We start from the raw sequence: 19,165 nt of genomic DNA on the forward strand, positions 1-19,165 counted from the left end.
ATATGTTAGTTTCATATAAATGGCTGAATGAATATGTAGACTTAAATGGTCTATCCGCTGAAGAATTAGCAGAAAAAATAACGAGAAGTGGAATTGAAGTAGAAAGTGTTGAACACAAAGCAGCCTCAATTAAAGGTGTAGTTGTCGGTCATGTACTAGAATGTGAAAAGCACCCAAATGCTGATAAACTAAATAAATGCTTAGTTGATCTTGGTGGGGAAGCACCACTACAAATTATTTGTGGGGCAAAAAATGTAGCCAAAGGACAAAAAGTAGCTGTTGCTACTGTTGGAGCTGTTTTACCGGGAAACTTCAAGATTAAGAAATCAAAATTACGTGGAGAAGAATCAAATGGAATGATTTGTTCTCTACAAGAACTTGGGATTGAAGGAAAGCTGATTCCAAAGGATTTTGCCGAAGGAATATTTGTATTTCCTAGTGATGTAGAAGTAGGTTCCGATGCGTTAGCATTGTTAAATTTAGATGATAAAATTCTTGAATTAGGTTTAACGCCAAACCGTTCAGATTGTTTAAGCATGTTAGGTGTAGCCTATGAAGTAGCTGCTATTCTTGGTACAGATGTTAAACTGCCTGCAATCGAAATTGCTACTGATTCTGAAGCTGCAAGCGATTATATTTCAATTAAAGTCGATGCACCAGAAGAAAATCCACTATATGTAGCGAAAATTATTAAGGATGTAAAAATTGGCCCTTCTCCATTATGGATGCAAGCAAGATTAATGTCAGCCGGAATCCGCCCACATAATAATGTGGTGGATATTACAAATTACATTTTACTTGAGTATGGTCAACCGTTACATGCCTTCGACTATAATACATTAGGTTCAAAAGAAATTGTTGTTCGTTTAGCCCATGAAGGGGAAAAAATTACTACACTTGATGACGCAGAAAGAACGTTAAAAGCTTCTCATTTAGTTATCACAAATGGAAAAGACCCGGTTGCGATGGCAGGTGTTATGGGTGGTGCAAATTCTGAAGTAAGTGATTCTACAACAACCGTCTTACTTGAATCGGCATATTTTAACGGCCAAACCGTTCGAAATGCGTCTAAAGACCACGGATTACGCAGTGAGGCAAGTGCCCGTTTTGAAAAGGGTGTTGATCCGAATCGTGTCCATGAAGCGGCAGAACGTGCTGCCGAATTAATGGAAAAATACGCATCGGGTATCGTTTTATCTGGTACAGTGGAAGTAAGTACATTACGGGTTGAGCCTGCTGTTATTGAAATTACGTTAAGCAAAATAAATAAAACATTAGGAACAACCATTACATCAAATGAAGTACTTGAAATTTTTAACCGTCTACAATTTGATGTGAAATCAGACGGTGAAATTTTTACGATTACAGTACCGACCCGCCGCGGAGATATTACGATTCAAGAAGATCTCATTGAGGAAGTAGCACGTCTATACGGATACGATAATCTTCCAACTACATTACCTTCTGGTGAAACAACACCGGGCGGATTAACTGAAAATCAAAGAAAACGTCGTGCAGCAAAAAGATTTTTAGAAGGTGCGGGTTTAAATCAGGCAATCACCTATTCATTAACAAGTAAAGAAAAATCAAAGAATTACGCCATTGAAAAAAGGGATCCTATACGTTTAGCGATGCCAATGAGTGAAGAAAGAAGTCACTTACGTTTAAGTATTTTACCAGGATTATTAGACGTAGTTTCCTATAATCTTGCCAGAAAAAACGATTCGGTATCTATTTATGAAATAGGTTCGGTATTTTTGAAAACAACGGATCATGACCAGCCTGATGAATTTGAACATTTAGCTGGAGCAATTACTGGATTATGGCATTCTCAATTATGGCAGGGTGAGAAAAAGGCAGTTGACTTCTATGTAGCAAAAGGAGTTCTTGAGGGATTATTCGAAAAGCTTGGTGTAAGCCAACATATTTCTTATCAATCTGCACAAATTGACGGAATGCATCCTGGAAGAACGGCTGAAATCATTTTAGATAATGAAGTAATCGGTTTTATCGGTCAAATTCATCCACAAGTTCAAAAGGAATTGGATTTGAAAGAAACATATGTATTTGAACTAATGACAAAACAAGTATTTGGTTTCGATGTAAAGCCATTACAATATATGTCTATTCCGCGTTTCCCTTCTATTACGAGGGATATTGCATTAGTCGTTGACAGCACAGTAAATGCTGGAACATTAAAAGATATTATTGAAACAGCGGGTGGATCATTACTAAAAGAGGTTTCAATTTTTGACCTATATGAAGGTGAACATATGGAACAAGGGAAAAAATCCATTGCATTTTCATTAAAATATTTTGATCCGGATCGTACATTAACAGACGAAGAAGTGGTAAAAGCACATGGAAAAGTGCTCGATGCGGTTAAAGAACAAACAGGTGCTGAATTAAGAGGATAGAAAAAAACGCGGAACTTCCGCGTTTTTTTTTAAAAAGGTAAGAAATTTTTATAGAGTTAATATTCCTAATAAATAACTGCTTTGTCCAGCTCCAGCGCCTATCGACTAGAAAACTTCAGGACTTTTCCCTACGATAAGTCAACATCGATTCGCCTTGCAGGCTTATCGTGTTTCCTTTATCTCAGTCAAAGTCCTTCCAGTTTTTACGTCGATGAGCAAGGCGCTTCCGCTTTTCTTATTTGTCTAGCTCCAGCGCCTATCGACTAGAAAACTTCAGGACTTCTCCCTACGATAAGTCAACATCGATTCGCCTTACAGGCTCATCGTGTTTCCTTTATCTCAGTTAAAGTCCCGTAAGTCTTTTACGTCGATGAGCAAGGCGCTTGCGCTTTTCTTATATCAGCTTTAATGCTTTTTCCGTATTTGCAAAATGAATTTTAACGAAATCTTTTAAAGCAGGACGGCCTTTCTTTTTAATTAATTGTGCAGCAGCCTTATCGACCTGGTGTCCTGCCCCTTTTGGTAAAGTGAATCCTGCTTTTACGCTTAATTTATCAAATTCTTTAATGAATGCATATCTTGCTAAGATAGATGCTGCTGCTACCGCGAGATGAACACTTTCCCCTTTCGTACTAAAGTAAACGTTTTCGGTGCAAATTTCTTTTTGTCCCTTTAAATGCCGATAATATGTATCTGCTTCGACGAATTGATCAATCAAAATGGCATCGGGTTTGTCGGGTATTTTTTTCAAAAGATTATTCAACGCTTTGTTATGTAATAATGCTTTCATTTTTCCTTGTGTCATTCCATTTGCCTGCAATTGATTGTATTTTTCATTATGTAATATTAATAGACTGTAAGGAATGACATGAAGTAAATCCTTTGCAATAGATACAATTTGGGGGTCGGAAAGATCTTTGGAATCCTTAACACCCAATTCCTTTAACAACGGGATTTGTTCCTTCTTAACAAAGGCACTGACAACTGTTATAGGCCCAAAATAATCACCTGTTCCTACTTCATCAGAGCCAATTAGTGACAATGTTGAAATATCGGACGGTAATGGGTTTCCGGAAGTCTTATTTACCTTTATCTTCTTTTGTACGGGTGCAGCTTCTCCCCATTTACTTGCTTCATCAGAATGGAAATTTCCTTGGAACATCACCTTTCCTGATCGATAAGCCGTAATAGTGCATCCATTTTGTTTAGCGGTAAAAATTGCTCCAGGTGGAATTTTTTCAAGGAGTGACTTTGAATAATGATCCCTCATTTTATTTATCATCTCTTGAGAAACTTTTATGACAGTGTTTGACATAGTAACAACCTCCATTAGTAATTATATAGTATGTTTTATACAAATTTAGATGCTTTCGACATTAGTGGACAAAATCTTTCCAACTTATTCATTCCATGTTATTATAAACAATAGGATTTTTATATCGAGGGGGCAAAAAAGATTGACTGAAAAAAATCGCATAACGGTCGGTATATATGGACATCAATATACTATTGTCGGTGAAGATTCGGCAAATCATATACGCCAAGTTGCCTCATTAGTTGATGAGAAAATGCGTGAGATAAAGTCCAAAAACCCCTCATTAGATACTAGTAAACTCGCTGTTTTAACAGCTGTAAATGCTGTGCATGATTATTTGAAATTGAAAGAAAAAGCGGAAATTCTCGAAAAACAACTTCAACATTTAAAGGACTGAAGTCATGGTTAATTTAGTCATTCTATTAATCTTAATCATTGGATTTTTTGTTGGTCTGAAGAGAGGGTTTATTCTTCAGCTCATTCATATTACCGGTTTTATTATTGCATTTATTGTAGCATATATGTATTTTAAAGATTTAGCACCACATCTTAAGTTATGGATCCCATATCCGGCTTTGGATGAAAATAAATCGATATCTATGCTATTAAATGGATTAAATTTAGAAGATGCCTATTATCGGGCAATTGCCTTTGCTATTATCTTCTTTGCAGCAAAAATCATTTTACACATTATTGGTTCGGCACTTGATTTTGTTGCCCGTATTCCGATATTAAAACAATTAAATGTTTGGGCAGGCGGCATATTAGGCTTTCTCGAAGTTTACTTAATTATCTTCATTATCTTATATATTGGGGCCCTGCTGCCGATAGAATCGATCCAGCATGCACTCGACCAATCATTTATCGCCAAAGGAATCGTTAAAAATACGCCTATACTTTCAAATCAAATTGAAAATTGGTGGATTAGTAATATTTCATAGAAACTTCTCTTCATTGGGAAGTTTTTTCTTTATTGGTTAACATTTTTCTTTTTACATGCCTTTTCAAAATATTTTTGCTAGTATATATGTAAATATACAAACGTAAGAGCTTTCTTTTCGCTTAAAAGGAGACTGATTTTGTAATGGATAAAAAGTCGATTATTCGATTATTAGAACATATAGCTATTTATTTAGAAATAAAAGGGGAAAATTCATTTAAAGTTTCCGCTTATCGCAAAGCAGCTAAAAGCTTGGAAGCGGATCGTAGAAGTTTAAATGAGATAGAAGATTTTACAATCATTGAAGGAATAGGAAAAGGTACAGCAGAAGTAATAAAGGAATTTATCGAAACGGGTAAGTCAACACTTCTCAAAAGCTTGCAGGTCGAGCTCCCAACTGGATTAATCCCACTTCTCCAACTTCCGGGACTAGGCGGGAAAAAAATTGCTTCATTGTATCATGAATTAGGAATTACGGACGTTGATTCACTTAGAGATGCTTGTGAAGAAGGACTCGTCCAAAAATTAAAAGGATTTGGTCAAAAAACAGAAGAGAAAATTTTGAAATCAATTGAGGAATTGGGTTCAAGGCCTAATCGTTTTTCAATCCCATTCATGATGAAATATATTGAGCTTTTTGATGAGGTTTTATCAACCATGGATGATGTCATTCAATTTTCCCGTGCAGGCAGTTTAAGAAGAGTGCAGGAAACGATGAAGGATTTAGACTATGTAATTGCAACGGAAGAGCCAAAACTGGTAAAAGAACAATTATTTCGATTATTTGAAGTGTCTGAGGCAATTGCTGATGGGGATACGAAAGTTTCTCTAAGTGTTTCAGATACTGTCAATGTAGATTTTCGTCTGGTGGATCCTACTGAATTTGCTACCGCTTTACATCATTTTACAGGTTCAAAGGAACATAATGTACGAATGCGACAACTAGCCAAAAAACGCGGGGAAAAAATTAGTGAATACGGTGTTGAAAACCTTAAAACTGGTGAAGTAATCACGTTTTCGAATGAAACGGAATTTTTTCACCATTTTGGATTGCCATTTATCCCACCGGAAATTCGTGAAGATGGTAGTGAAGTGGATGAATTCACATCAGATATACAATTAATTTCATTAAGTGATATTATTGGTGACCTTCATATGCATACAACCTGGTCTGACGGAGCAAACTCCTTGGAAGAAATGGTTAATGCATGTAGAGCAAAGGGTTATAAATATATGGCAATTACGGACCACTCGAAATATTTAAAAGTAGCAAATGGCTTAACGGTAGAAAGAATAAAAGAACAAAATGCAGAAATTAGAAAATTGAATGAGAAATATGATGACATCATCATTTTATCTGGAATTGAAATGGATATTTTACCCGATGGTACACTAGATTTTGAGGATGAGGTATTAGCGGAATTGGATATTGTTATAGCTTCCATTCATTCTAATTTTAACCAGCCAAAATCAAAAATTATGGAAAGATTAAAGACTGCCCTAAATAATCCTCATGTTGATATCATTGCACATCCGACTGGCCGCTTAATTGAGAAAAGGCAAGGCTATAGTGTTGATATTGATTTATTAATTGAATTAGCAAGGGAAACGAATACAGTTCTAGAATTAAATGCGAATCCTAATCGACTTGATTTAGCTGCTGAAAATGTCCGGAAAGCACAAGCAAAAGGCGTAAAAATAGTCATTAATACTGATGCACATAATATAAAAAATCTTGAGTATATGAAGTATGGTGTAGGTACGGCAAGAAAGGGCTGGATTGAAAAAAATACAGTATTAAATGCGATGGAACCAGAGGAACTATTGAAATTTTTGGATAAGAAACAACGTTAATATGGTAATGGTTATAGATGGGGATATGATTAGTAATTTACATCTTTTCATTCATTCCCACCTCTAACCTTGAGAAAATAGGAGGCTTGCAACTTGTTATGCAAGAGAAAATACTTAAAACACTAGAATTTAACAAAATTAAAGAATTGCTTTTCGACCATGCATCCTCATCCCTTGGACAAGTTAAAATAAGTGAATTAGTTCCATCTTCTTCATTTGATGAGGTATTGGAACTACAGGCTGAAACGGATGAAGCTAGCCATGTACTCCGGTTAAAAGGTCATGCACCATTAAGTGGTATTTTCGATATTCGACCACATATAAAAAGAGCCCAAATAGGCGGGATATTAAATGCAATGGAATTAGTTCAAACTGCCAGCACGATTTATGCAGCACGAACAATGAAAAGATTTATCGAGGGTTTGCTTGAAAACGCTGTTGAGATTCCCATTCTTGAAGCGAAGGCAGACCAACTCACAATTCTTACACCACTTGAACATAAAATTAAAAACGCAATTGATGAAAATGGTGAAGTTCTTGATGGAGCCAGCGAAACATTACGACAAATCCGTCAAAAATTACGTTCGAATGAAAGTAGAATTCGTGAAAAACTTGAAAGTTTGATACGTTCTCGAAATGCTGCCAAAATGCTTTCTGATGCAATCGTAACCATTAGAAATGATCGTTACGTAATTCCTGTAAAGCAAGAATATCGATCTAATTATGGTGGAATCGTTCATGATCAATCCGCATCTGGACAAACCCTTTTCATTGAGCCACAATCTGTCGTGGAATTGAATAATCAATTAAGGGAACTTCATATGAAGGAACAACAAGAAATTGAACGTATATTAAGCGAATTATCTGCAGAAGTTGCTGATTCAGGTGATGAATTGACAATCATTGTATCGATCATGGGAGAATTTGATTTTATCTTTGCCAAAGCACGTTTTGGAAAAACAATTAAAGCGACAAAACCAATTATAAACAATCAAGGAATCATTCAATTAAACAAAGCTAGACATCCGCTATTACCTATCGATGATGCAGTTGCGAATGATATCACATTAGGGAAAGATTATACGACTATTGTTATAACGGGTCCAAATACTGGGGGAAAAACCATTACCCTTAAAACGATAGGGATCTGTACATTAATGGCACAAGCTGGATTACAGATTCCTGCTTTGGATGGGTCTGAAGTCTCTGTATTTAAAGAAGTATTCGCGGATATTGGTGACGAACAATCAATTGAGCAAAGCTTGAGTACCTTCTCCTCTCATATGGTCAATATTGTCGATATTTTAAAGCATGTTGATCACGAAAGTCTTGTACTATTTGATGAATTAGGTGCCGGAACTGATCCGCAAGAAGGAGCTGCTTTGGCAATTTCAATATTGGACGAGGTGTATGGAAGAGGGGCGAAAGTCGTTGCTACAACCCATTACCCAGAGCTAAAAGCGTATGGGTATAACCGGGATGGAGTGATTAATGCGAGTGTTGAATTTAATGTGGAAACATTAAGCCCGACCTATCGTCTTTTGATTGGTGTACCAGGAAGAAGTAATGCCTTTGAAATTTCGAAACGATTAGGATTATCTGAACATGTCATTCAACATGCCAAATCATATATTGGTGCGGATACGAATCAAGTGGAGAATATGATTGCTTCTTTAGAAAAGAGCAAACGAGATGCAGAAAAAGAGCGCCAAGAGGCATTAGATTATTTAAAAGATGCCGAAAAGCTTCATAAGGACTTACAAAAACAGATGATCGAATTTTATGAGCAACGGGATCAAATGTTTGAAAAGGCAGAAATAAAGGCAGCAAATGTCGTTGAGAAAGCAAAAGATGAAGCGGAAGAAATTATTCGTTCTTTACGTAAAATGCGACTCAATAATCAAGCAGCGATAAAGGAACATGAGTTAATTGAAGCGCGTAAACGTTTGACAGATGCTGTACCTACACTAGAAAAGAAATCGGTTAAAAAATCTGTGAATAAAAAGCATCAATTTGCACCTGGGGATGAAGTGAAAGTCATTAGTTTTAATCAAAAAGGCCACTTACTGGAAAAAATTAATGATGTAGAGTGGCAAGTGCAAATGGGAATCATGAAAATGAAAGTAAAGGAATCTGACATGGAATTTATCCAATCACAACAGAAGATTGAGACAAAACCTCTTGCAACCGTGAAAGGAAAAGAGTATCATGTCGGATTGGAGCTTGATTTACGTGGTGAAAGATATGAGAACGCACTTCTTAAGGTAGAAAAGTATATTGATGATGCACTATTAGCAGGATATCCACGTGTATCTATTATTCATGGAAAAGGAACCGGGGCACTTCGTCAAGGAGTTCAAGAATATTTGAAACATCATCGCTCTGTTAAACGTATAAGATTAGGTGATGCTGGTGAAGGTGGAAGTGGAATTACTGTAGTCGAATTTAAATAAATACTTTCTCTTTGCCGATAAACTTATTCGAGATGTTAAGGAGTCTATGAGAGATGATGAACCGATTTTGGGAAAATCCCTTTGTTTTAACTGCTGGATATTATAGTGTTGTTATTTTATGTATGATTGTGTTTTTAGTCATATTTGAAATCGTTACAAAATATCGAAATTGGGAAGAGATTAAAAAAGGCAATGTAGCAGTAGCAATGGCAACTGGGGGAAAGATTTTTGGGATTGCCAATATTTTTAGATACTCGATACAACATCACGATTCACTTTTTGTCATGGTGGGATGGGGATTTTACGGATTCCTTTTACTACTGATAGGATATTTTATATATGAATTTTTGACGCCAAAGTTTAAAATAGATGTTGAAATTGAAAATGATAATCGAGCGGTCGGATTAATATCGATGATTATTTCCATCGGATTATCATTTGTAGTTGGGGAAAGCATTTCGTAAGATGAACTTGGAAGAAGATAGGTGAGATAGCAAATGGAAACATTAGCAAAAGTTTTACTCGCTGTATGTGCATGTTTCTTAGTAGTGGGTATAATTTATATATTAATGACATAAATAATAATGAAAGACTGACATTTTTTTCTGCTCAGTCTTTTTTTATAGCCATAAAATAGATAACGAACAAAATAAATGAACATTCATTCATTTTCTATTCTTTTCAAATTGTAACCATTTGCGTAATAGTCTATAATAAAGTAATAAGTTTAAATTTTCTAACACTATTTGAGGAGGGGACATATGGAACAAAAGCCTTGGCTGTCACAGTACCCAGATGAGATACCGGCAATGTTATCATATGAAGAAAAACCGGTTCACTCTTATTTAACGGAAGCCGCAAAGAATTACTCAAATAAAATAGCCGTTCATTTTATGGGGAAGAATATTATGTATCAAGAAATCTATGAATCTGCACTGAAATTTGCAAATTATTTAAGAAATCTAGGAATAAAAAAGGGAGACAGAGTTGCAATTATGCTCCCAAATGGACCGCAATCAGTAATCGGTTATTTTGGTGTGTTATATGCAGGAGCAATTGTGGTACAGACAAATCCTCTCTATACAGAAAGAGAATTGGAATATCAAATGGAGGATTCGGGTGCAAAAGTTATTTTAACATTAGATATTTTATTTCCTCGAGTAAGTAAGGTGATGGGGAAAACGTCGATTAAGCATATAATTGTAACCGCTGTCAAAGATTATTTGCCTTTCCCAAAAAACTTGATTTATCCTTTTATTCAAAAGAAACAAACTGGGATTGAAGTGAATATTAATCATGAAGGAAATCATCATCTATTAAAGAGAATACTATCTGATACACAGGCAGTACCGTTAGAAAATGAATTTGATTTTGAAAACGATATCGCGTTGTTACAATATACTGGTGGAACGACAGGCTTCCCAAAGGGGGTAATGTTAACACATAAAAATTTAATTGCAAATGCATCTATGTGTGATGCTTGGATCTATAAAGCAAAAAAGGGAGAGGAGACGGTACTTGGCTTATTACCCTTTTTCCATGTTTATGGGATGACAGCTGTTTTGCTGCTTTCAGTCATGCAAGGATATAAAATGGTATTACTCCCTAAATTTGATGCAGAAACTACATTAAAAACGATTCAAAAACAACGTCCAACAATATTTCCTGGGGCTCCAACAATTTATATTGGATTATTAAATCATCCGGATATTCAAAAATATGATTTATCATCTATTGATTCATGTGTAAGCGGCTCTGCTGCACTGCCTATTGAAGTACAGCAAAAATTTGAAAAGGTAACAGGCGGAAAATTAGTTGAGGGATATGGTTTATCCGAATCCTCACCAATCACCCACGCCAATTTTTTATGGTCGGGAGACAGGGTGAAAGGTAGCATAGGCGTTCCGTGGCCTGATACGGATGCTGCAATTTTTTCGTTAGAGGATGGAAAGCCATTACCTAGTGGTGAAATAGGAGAACTTGCGGTTAAAGGTCCACAAGTAATGAAAGGCTATTGGAATCGACCTGAAGAGACCGAGCAAGTGTTAAAAGATGGTTGGTTATTCACAGGAGATATGGGTTACATGGATGAACAAGGATATTTCTATATCGTTGATCGGAAAAAAGATATTATCATCGCAGGCGGTTATAACATATATCCTCGTGAAATTGAGGAAGTTTTGTATGAGCATCCTGATATACAAGAGGCAGTCGTAGCTGGTATACCTGATCCGTATAGAGGAGAAACTGTAAAAGCCTACGTCGTATTAAAAGAAAATGCACATGTAACCGAAGAAGAATTAAATACATTTTCTCGAAAATATTTAGCTGCATATAAGGTACCGAGATTGTACGAATTTAGGAATGAACTGCCAAAAACAGCTGTCGGGAAAATATTGAGACGATCATTAATAGATGAAGAACGCAAAAAGCTCGAAAAAGATGACAAATTAGGGTAAGCTAAATTCCTAGAGCCGTCGCGTGGCTCTTCACTTTTTTTATAAGTTCCTTGACAGAGTTTATGTTTCACATTATTATTAAGGTATGAATGAATGGTCATTCATTTTTAAGAAAGGTATATGAGAGTGTGTGGAATTAATTATTATGGGTAAATATTTTGACCTTCACCTCTCGCTTTAAATTGAAAGGTGTGGTGTTGGTTAGACATGAAAACAAATAAACCGAAATATAAACAAATTATTGATGCAGCAGTTATAGTGATTGCCGAAAATGGATATCATCAAGCACAAGTTTCCAAGATTGCGAAACAAGCAGGTGTTGCTGACGGGACAATCTATTTATATTTTAAGAATAAAGAAGATATCCTTATTTCATTGTTTCAAGAGAAGATGGGAATGTTTATTGAAAAAATTGATGAAGAAATAGCAGGAAAACAGACGGCTGCGGAGAAGTTATTAGTAATGGTTGAAAGTCATTTTAAAATTTTGTCAGACGACCATCAATTAGCGATCGTTACTCAACTCGAGCTTCGTCAATCTAATAAAGAACTTCGTTTAAAAATAAATGAAGTGTTAAAAGGGTACTTAAAACTAGTCGATAAGATCATTGATCACGGGATAGAAACCGGTGAATTCAAAAAGGATATTGAAGTTCGTTTAGTTCGCCAAATGATTTTTGGAACGATTGACGAAACGGTAACGACATGGGTAATGAATGAGGAAAAATATGATTTAGTTTCACTTGCTCCAGCTGTACAGCAATTGCTTATCAATGGTTTTGGAGCATAATTTAACAAGTCATCAAAAGAAAACTGGCAACGAATTTCGGTGAGAAACATTACTCTTACCGATTCGTGCCTATCAAAACGGCAAGGGGGATGGAAATGGAGTACATACAAATAAAAAAAGAGAATCAAGTGGCATTGATTTCTATTAATCGACCGCCGGCAAATGCTTTAGGTTCGGCGCTAATAGAAGAATTATCTCAACTACTTGATCAAGTGGAAGATGACTTTGACACGAGAGTAATCGTTCTTCATGGTGAGGGTCGCTTCTTTTCTGCAGGTGCAGATATAAAAGAATTTACGACCATTCAATCAAGCGAAGATTTTGGAAGTTTGGGAGAAAAAGGTCAAAACCTTTTCGAAAGAATGGAAAGGTTTCCAAAACCAATAATCGCAGCAATCCATGGTGCAGCATTAGGCGGAGGATTGGAATTAGCCATGGCTTGCCACATCCGTTTAGTAACTCAGAATACTAAGCTAGGTTTGCCTGAGCTCCAATTAGGCTTGGTTCCGGGATTTGCAGGCACTCAAAGATTGCCAAGATATGTTGGGATGGCGAAGGCTGCTGAAATGCTTTTTACGAGTGAACCGATATCAGGTGAAGAAGCTGTTAAATGGGGACTAGCTAACCACGCATATTCTGATGAGGAATTATTGAATCGAGCAAAAGAATTGGCTGGAAAAATAGCTAAGAAAAGTCCGGTATCCATTAAGGCTGCTATTGAACTATTAAACTATGGAAAAACAAATCAGTTTTATGATGGTGTAAAACGTGAATCAGAATTATTTGGCGAAGTTTTCAGCTCTAAAGATGGTCAAGAAGGTATTAAAGCGTTTATTGAAAAACGCGAGCCACAGTTTAAAGGTGAGTAAAAGGCATTGCCTTTGAAATAAATTAAAATGTTGGGGGAAATAATCTTGGCTCACATTCATTCTTCAACATAAGACGAAAATTCAAAATCTTTAAAACAAATGAAATGTTTTTAAATCCTAGGAGGGACTCACATGAATATCTTCGTACTTTTGAAAAGAACATTTGACACAGAGGAAAAAATAACGATTTCGAATGGATCGATTAATGAAGATGGTGCCGAATTTATTATCAATCCTTATGATGAATATGCCGTTGAAGAGGCAATCCAAGTTCGTGATGAACATGGCGGTGAAGTAACGGTTGTGTCTGTTGGAAGTGAGGAAGCGGAGAAACAATTACGTACAGCACTTGCTATGGGGGCAGATAAAGCAGTTCTCATCAATACGGAGGATGATTTAGAACATGCCGATCAATTTTCAACAGCAAAAATTCTTGCTGAATTCTTAAAAGATAAAGAAGCGGACTTAATTATTGGTGGGAATGTCGCTATTGATGCAGGTTCCGGACAAGTAGGTCCACGTGTTGCAGATCTTCTGGGAATACCTTATGTGACAACAATTACAAAATTAGATATAAATGGCGAAAATGTCACAGTTGTTCGTGATGTGGAAGGTGACTCTGAAGTAATCGAAACAAAATTACCTTTATTAGTAACTGCGCAACAGGGACTAAATGAACCAAGATACCCTTCTTTACCAGGAATAATGAAAGCGAAGAAAAAACCGTTAGAGGAATTAGAACTAGATGATCTTGATCTCGATGAAGATGATGTAGAAGCAAAAACAAAAACGATTGAAGTATATTTGCCACCTAAAAAAGAGGCTGGCCGTATTCTTGAAGGTGATTTAACAGATCAAGTAACTGAGCTTGTTCACCTTCTTCATAAGGAAGCAAAAGTCGTTTAATTTTCATATTCAGTTTCAAACTATTCATCAATCTATGTTCACAAACAGGAGGTAATTCAAATGGCTAGAAAAGTGTTAGTTCTAGGAGAAGTTCGTGATGGATCACTACGTAATGTTTCTTTTGAAGCGATTGCAGCTGGAAAAACGGTTGCTGAAGGTGGAGAAGTAGTTGCTGTTTTATTAGGAGATAATGTAAACGCTTTAGGACAAGAACTAATCCAATATGGAGCCGATCGTGTCGTTGTCGTTGAAGATGAAAAATTGGGTCAATACTCTTCAGACGGTTTTTCCCAAGCATTTATGGCTGTAGTTGATTCTGAAAATCCGGAAGGGATCGTATTTGGCCATACAGCCCTTGGAAAAGATTTATCACCAAAAATTGCAAGTAAATTGGAAACAGGATTAATTTCGGATGCTACTGATGTAGAGGTTGCTGGCGGAAATTTAGTCTTTACTCGACCAATTTATTCCGGTAAGGCGTTCGAAAAGAAAATTGTAACTGACGGAGTGATTTTTGCTACCGTCCGTCCGAACAATATTGCGTCTTTAGAAAAGGATGAATCTAGAACCGGTGATGTTAGCACTGTGACAGCTGAAATTAAAGATCTTCGAACTATTATTAAAGAAGTCGTTCGTAAAGCGAGTGAAGGCGTTGATTTATCTGAGGCAAAAGTTGTCATTGCTGGGGGACGTGGAGTTAAAAGTGCGGATGGATTCGAACCGTTAAAAGAATTAGCGAATGTACTTGGTGGAGCTATTGGTGCTTCGCGCGGCGCTTGTGATGCAGATTATTGCGATTATTCCTTACAAATCGGCCAAACAGGTAAAGTAGTTACTCCAGATCTTTATATTGCATGTGGTATTTCAGGTGCTATTCAACATTTAGCAGGAATGTCCAACTCAAAAGTGATTGTTGCAATCAATAAAGATCCTGAAGCGAATATCTTTAAAGTAGCAGATTACGGTATTGTAGGAGATTTATTCGAGGTTGTACCAATGCTAACAGAAGAATTCAAAAAGTTAAAAGTAGCATCTTCATAATTAAAGATAACTGAGCAGAGAAAGAATTTTTCTTTCTCTGCTTTTCTAATTTTTTAAGTAATGTAGGACAATGCCTGTTCAATAAAATAAAAGGAGAGTGATTTAAGTAAAGAAGGGAGAACAGCTAGCTTGTCTTATGAAATAATTATTTCCCAACAATTAAACTGGAATATTCCTTTGCTTATCCTTTGTCTATTAACCATTGGACTCTATTGTTTTTTTTCTCGAAAGATTCAATTCATATTTTTTAGTAGTGGAATACTCCTTTTATATTTGTTACTAGGGTCTCCCATTAGTACATTTAGTCATTTGTCATTCACGACCCATATGCTTCAAATTAGTTTATTATATTTTATTGTACCCCAACTCCTTTTACTAGGATTAACTACAACTTTTTATCAAAAGATTAGTCAATCATTGCTAAAGCATATAAAAATCGATTCTTATCTATTTATTATTCTTTTTTCTTTTTCCTTATATATTTACCATCTTCCCGTTGTTTTTACTTTTATTACATCTTTAAAAATTTATCACGATGTAACCATTTGGATTCTATTTATCCTTGCCATAGGAATGTGGGCTCCCTATATTTCCTCAATAAAACAGCAAAATATTTGTTATCAAACTTCCTTTAAGATGATGAATGTATGGCTTATTACACCAGCATGCCTATTGTTAATCTTGCTTCCCGAACAAGAAACTAACCCCTTACTCGATCAAATGATTAATTTATGTATACCACCAAGTGTAAATGTTGAATTTTTTAAACCGATTATTGATATTAAACTTGATCAGCAGATGGCAGGAATTCTTATGTTTTTTATGCATAAATCTAGTTTTCTGTTTGCTGGAGGGTTGACAAAGTTAGAAATGAATCGGAAAGAAACAATATGTATTATCGATTTCTTTTTTAAACGAGGGTTCTAGTCCGAATTTATAAAAATAAACTAGTAATAAATATGGACTAAAGTTGGGTGAATTGAATGGTTGAATCAATGCAAATAGATATTAAGGGGATGCATTGTAGCGCATGTGCAACAAGAATCGAAAAAGTGGTTACTAAAATGGACGGCGTATTGAAAGTTAATGTTAATTTAGCAACTGAAAAAGGAAGGGTAATGTTTGATCCTAATCAAACAAGCAAACTTATTATCCTTAATAAAATAAAAAAAGTTGGATTTGAACCGAGTATTTCTAGAAATACAAGCTATTCCACTGAATCAAAAAGAAAAGAAATGATTCGTTTAACATGGAAATTTAGCATTTCTGCGATTTTTTCGTTACCATTAATTTGGACAATGTTTTCACATATGAATCTATCACTTATACCCATTCCTGAGATTTTTCTAAATCCATTATTTCAACTAGCACTTGCCACACCTATCCAATTTATTATTGCCTATCCATTTTATGAAGGGGCATGGAGTGCAATTAAGAATCGACAGGCAAATATGGATGTATTGGTTGTCTTAAGCACCTCTGCCGCTTATTTTTATAGTCACTATTTAACTTTTACTACGACGAATAATAATGGACTTCATTATGAAACAAGTGTTTTAATCATTACATTTGTTTTATTAGGAAAATTAATGGAGGCAAAAACAAAAAGAAAGACGATGGATGCAATAAAAAAGTTGAATCAATTACAAGTAAAGTCAGCGATAAAGTTCGAGAATGGGAAAGAATCAGAAACGTTCATCCATCAAATTGTTCCAGGTGATGTACTACTCGTCAAACCGGGTGAAAAGATTCCTATTGATGGACAAGTTATTGAAGGAACATCCACAGTAAATGAAGCAATGTTAACAGGGGAAAGTATTCCCGTTGAAAAAAGTATCGGTAATAAGGTTTATTCAGGCACCATCAATGAAAACGGATTATTGAAAATTAAAGCAACGAAAAAAGAATCAGAAACATTTCTATCAAAAATTATAGGAATTGTAGAAGAAGCCCAAATTTCCAAGCCGCCAATTCAGCATATTGCAGATAAATTCACAGGAATTTTTGTTCCTATCGTAATTATTATTGCGTTGGCAACCTTCTTATTATGGTACATAAATTTAAATCCTGGCCAGGTGGGTGATGCAATAGAGAAGGCGATTGCAGTATTGATTATTTCTTGTCCATGTGCATTAGGATTGGCAACTCCAACATCGATTATGGTTGGTAGCGGAAGGGCTGCTCAATTAGGTATCCTTTTTAAAGAAGGGAAAATGATTGAACTCCTTTCAAAAAACAACATGGTTGTTCTTGATAAGACAGGTACGATTACGAAAGGTGAACCTGCGGTAACAGATATAATGGTACGAAATTTAGAAGAAAAATTATTTCTTCAATTAATTGGAGCAATTGAGAAAAACACCAATCACCCAATTGCAAAAGCGATTGTAAAAGAGGTCGAAAAACGGGTGGATGTAATCCCGAATATTGGTAGCGCAATAACGATTCCAGGTCATGGAATTAAAGCAACTGTTAATGAAAAACGAATAGTCATTGCGAACCCCTCCTATTTTAAAAAACAAGCTAATATTTCTTTAAAGGGTATTGAAAAGGAGGTCAAAAGACTAGAAGAAGAAGGGAAAACAGTAGTCCTTGTTTCAGTGGAGGACCAACTCCAAGGAATGATTGCAGTTGCGGATGAAATCAAGGAAACTTCTGAAAAGGCAATAGCAAGATTGAAAAAGCTGGGAATTTCCGTTTCTATGTTGTCTGGTGACAATAAGAATACTGCACAATTAGTAGCGAATAAAGCAGGCATTGATCATTTTCAAGCTGAAGTTACACCTCAAATGAAAGCGGAGTTAATCAAAAATTATCAGAATAAAGGACAAGGGGTAATTATGGTAGGTGATGGAATTAATGATGCACCTGCACTTACGGTTGCAAATATAGGGATGGCAATGGGAAATGGTTCAGATATTGCTGTTGATTCCGGTGATATTACGCTGTTAAACAACGATTTAAATCGAATTGCCGATTCGATTATTATTAGCAAAAAAACAATGTTAAATGTAAAGCAAAATTTTGTATGGGCGTTTATTTATAATATAATCAGTATCCCACTTGCTATAACGGGTGTATTGCCTCCATGGTTTGCAAGTGCAACGATGGCTTTCAGCTCTGTTTCCGTTGTTTTAAATTCACTTAGGTTAAGGAATATAAGAATTTAAGCCATGTAGGAACATGAATAACAAAGAAAGTTGTGGGAAATTTAAAATAGAAAGCTATTTCCTCAATGAAATAATCATAAAGCCGATTATTTCCTGTTGCAATATCGTACCGGATGTAAAATCCTAATGTTATTTAACTTCGGGGCATATTTTCGTAAGAAATTTTTACTATCTTAAATTAAAAGACTAGTTAGATAAATGTTTTCATTCAAAATAACAAAGTTTACGAAAATAACCTAAATCAAATAATTAGCATAACAAAAAGAACGATGTTATACTTGCGTTAGAATTTGTAATATTAGTTTTCATAGGAGGTTGTAATTCAATGGCAATTACACATGCAACTGATCAAAACTTTTCTTCAGAGGTTTCTGAAGGTTTAGTACTAACAGATTTTTGGGCTACATGGTGTGGACCTTGTAAAATGATTGCACCAGTTCTTGAAGAATTAGATAGTGAAATGGGAGATAAAGTCAAAATCGTTAAACTTGATGTTGACGAAAACCAAGAAACTGCAAGTAAATATGGTGTAATGAGTATCCCGACACTCATCCTAATGAAAGACGGCCAAGAAGTGGATAAAGTAATCGGCTACCAACCAAAAGAAGCATTAGTTGAATTAGTGAACAAACATCTTTAATAAGTCGCTTTGTTAAAATTCAGTTTTGGTATTGACGACAGGTTGATTGGAGTGGAAGGTACGAGACTCCTGCGGGATCAGCTGGGCAGATGAGACCCCGCAAGAGCGTAGCGATGAGGAGTTAGAAAAGTAGAGGCGGCTTGTTTATCGACGTACAAACTGGAGGGCAGCGACTGAGATAAAGGAATCACGATGAACCCAAAGGGTGAATCGATGATGACTTATCGTAAGGAGGTGACCGGAAGTTTGCTAGTCGATAGCCGCCGGAACTAGACAGGCTCATCGCCAGCCTCGTGGAAAGCGAGTACCTGT

Annotated in this window: 15 protein-coding genes; 14 read left to right on the plus strand and 1 reads right to left on the minus strand. The window is 35.9% G+C overall.

Annotated elements, in window-relative coordinates:
* Window positions 1-2 precede the first annotated feature (2 nt).
* A complete protein-coding gene (pheT, locus tag I5776_RS07085; RefSeq protein WP_202779763.1) occupies window positions 3-2,417 on the plus strand; it encodes a phenylalanine--tRNA ligase subunit beta in 2,415 nt (804 codons plus the stop codon).
* 394 nt (window positions 2,418-2,811) lie between these two features.
* Here pheT and rnhC read toward each other — a convergent pair whose 3' ends face one another.
* Window positions 2,812-3,732 carry a ribonuclease HIII gene (rnhC, locus tag I5776_RS07090; RefSeq protein ID WP_202779765.1) on the minus strand — a complete coding sequence of 307 codons (921 nt, stop codon included), beginning with the start codon at window positions 3,730-3,732 and terminating at the stop codon, window positions 2,812-2,814.
* Between the two features lie 142 nt (window positions 3,733-3,874).
* Between rnhC and zapA the strand changes: the two genes are divergently transcribed.
* From zapA to trxA, 13 genes are all read left to right on the plus strand, one after another.
* Window positions 3,875-4,129, plus strand: coding sequence for a cell division protein ZapA (gene zapA, locus I5776_RS07095; RefSeq protein ID WP_246483945.1), 255 nt, complete (start codon window positions 3,875-3,877; stop codon window positions 4,127-4,129).
* Window positions 4,130-4,133: 4 nt separating this feature from the next.
* A complete protein-coding gene (locus tag I5776_RS07100) occupies window positions 4,134-4,673 on the plus strand; it encodes a CvpA family protein (protein ID WP_202779769.1) in 540 nt (179 codons plus the stop codon).
* A gap of 143 nt (window positions 4,674-4,816) precedes the next feature.
* Window positions 4,817-6,526, plus strand: coding sequence for a DNA polymerase/3'-5' exonuclease PolX (gene polX / locus I5776_RS07105; protein ID WP_202779771.1), 1,710 nt, complete (start codon window positions 4,817-4,819; stop codon window positions 6,524-6,526).
* A 98-nt stretch (window positions 6,527-6,624) separates the two neighbouring features.
* Window positions 6,625-8,979, plus strand: coding sequence for an endonuclease MutS2 (locus tag I5776_RS07110; protein ID WP_202779773.1), 2,355 nt, complete (start codon window positions 6,625-6,627; stop codon window positions 8,977-8,979).
* Between the two features lie 56 nt (window positions 8,980-9,035).
* On the plus strand, window positions 9,036-9,443 hold the full coding sequence (locus I5776_RS07115; protein WP_202780725.1) for a DUF350 domain-containing protein: 408 nt from the start codon (window positions 9,036-9,038) through the stop codon (window positions 9,441-9,443).
* A gap of 297 nt (window positions 9,444-9,740) precedes the next feature.
* A complete protein-coding gene (locus I5776_RS07120; RefSeq protein WP_202779774.1) occupies window positions 9,741-11,438 on the plus strand; it encodes an AMP-binding protein in 1,698 nt (565 codons plus the stop codon).
* A 207-nt stretch (window positions 11,439-11,645) separates the two neighbouring features.
* Entirely contained in the window at window positions 11,646-12,227 is a 582-nt protein-coding gene (fadR, locus tag I5776_RS07125) for a fatty acid metabolism transcriptional regulator FadR (protein WP_202779775.1), read from the plus strand.
* 95 nt (window positions 12,228-12,322) lie between these two features.
* Entirely contained in the window at window positions 12,323-13,096 is a 774-nt protein-coding gene (locus tag I5776_RS07130) for an enoyl-CoA hydratase (RefSeq protein WP_202779776.1), read from the plus strand.
* Window positions 13,097-13,228: 132 nt separating this feature from the next.
* Window positions 13,229-14,002: an electron transfer flavoprotein subunit beta/FixA family protein gene (locus I5776_RS07135; protein WP_202779777.1), complete on the plus strand. Its 774-nt coding sequence runs from the start codon at window positions 13,229-13,231 to the stop codon at window positions 14,000-14,002.
* 60 nt (window positions 14,003-14,062) lie between these two features.
* Window positions 14,063-15,043 carry an electron transfer flavoprotein subunit alpha/FixB family protein gene (locus tag I5776_RS07140; RefSeq protein WP_202779778.1) on the plus strand — a complete coding sequence of 327 codons (981 nt, stop codon included), beginning with the start codon at window positions 14,063-14,065 and terminating at the stop codon, window positions 15,041-15,043.
* A 273-nt stretch (window positions 15,044-15,316) separates the two neighbouring features.
* A complete protein-coding gene (locus tag I5776_RS07145) occupies window positions 15,317-15,970 on the plus strand; it encodes a cytochrome c oxidase assembly protein (protein WP_246483993.1) in 654 nt (217 codons plus the stop codon).
* 56 nt (window positions 15,971-16,026) lie between these two features.
* A complete protein-coding gene (locus I5776_RS07150) occupies window positions 16,027-18,213 on the plus strand; it encodes a heavy metal translocating P-type ATPase (protein ID WP_202779780.1) in 2,187 nt (728 codons plus the stop codon).
* A gap of 325 nt (window positions 18,214-18,538) precedes the next feature.
* Window positions 18,539-18,853: a thioredoxin gene (gene trxA / locus I5776_RS07155; protein ID WP_202779781.1), complete on the plus strand. Its 315-nt coding sequence runs from the start codon at window positions 18,539-18,541 to the stop codon at window positions 18,851-18,853.
* Window positions 18,854-19,165 lie beyond the last annotated feature (312 nt).

This window comes from Heyndrickxia vini (assembly GCF_016772275.1).
GTDB lineage: Bacteria > Bacillota > Bacilli > Bacillales > Bacillaceae_C > Heyndrickxia > Heyndrickxia vini.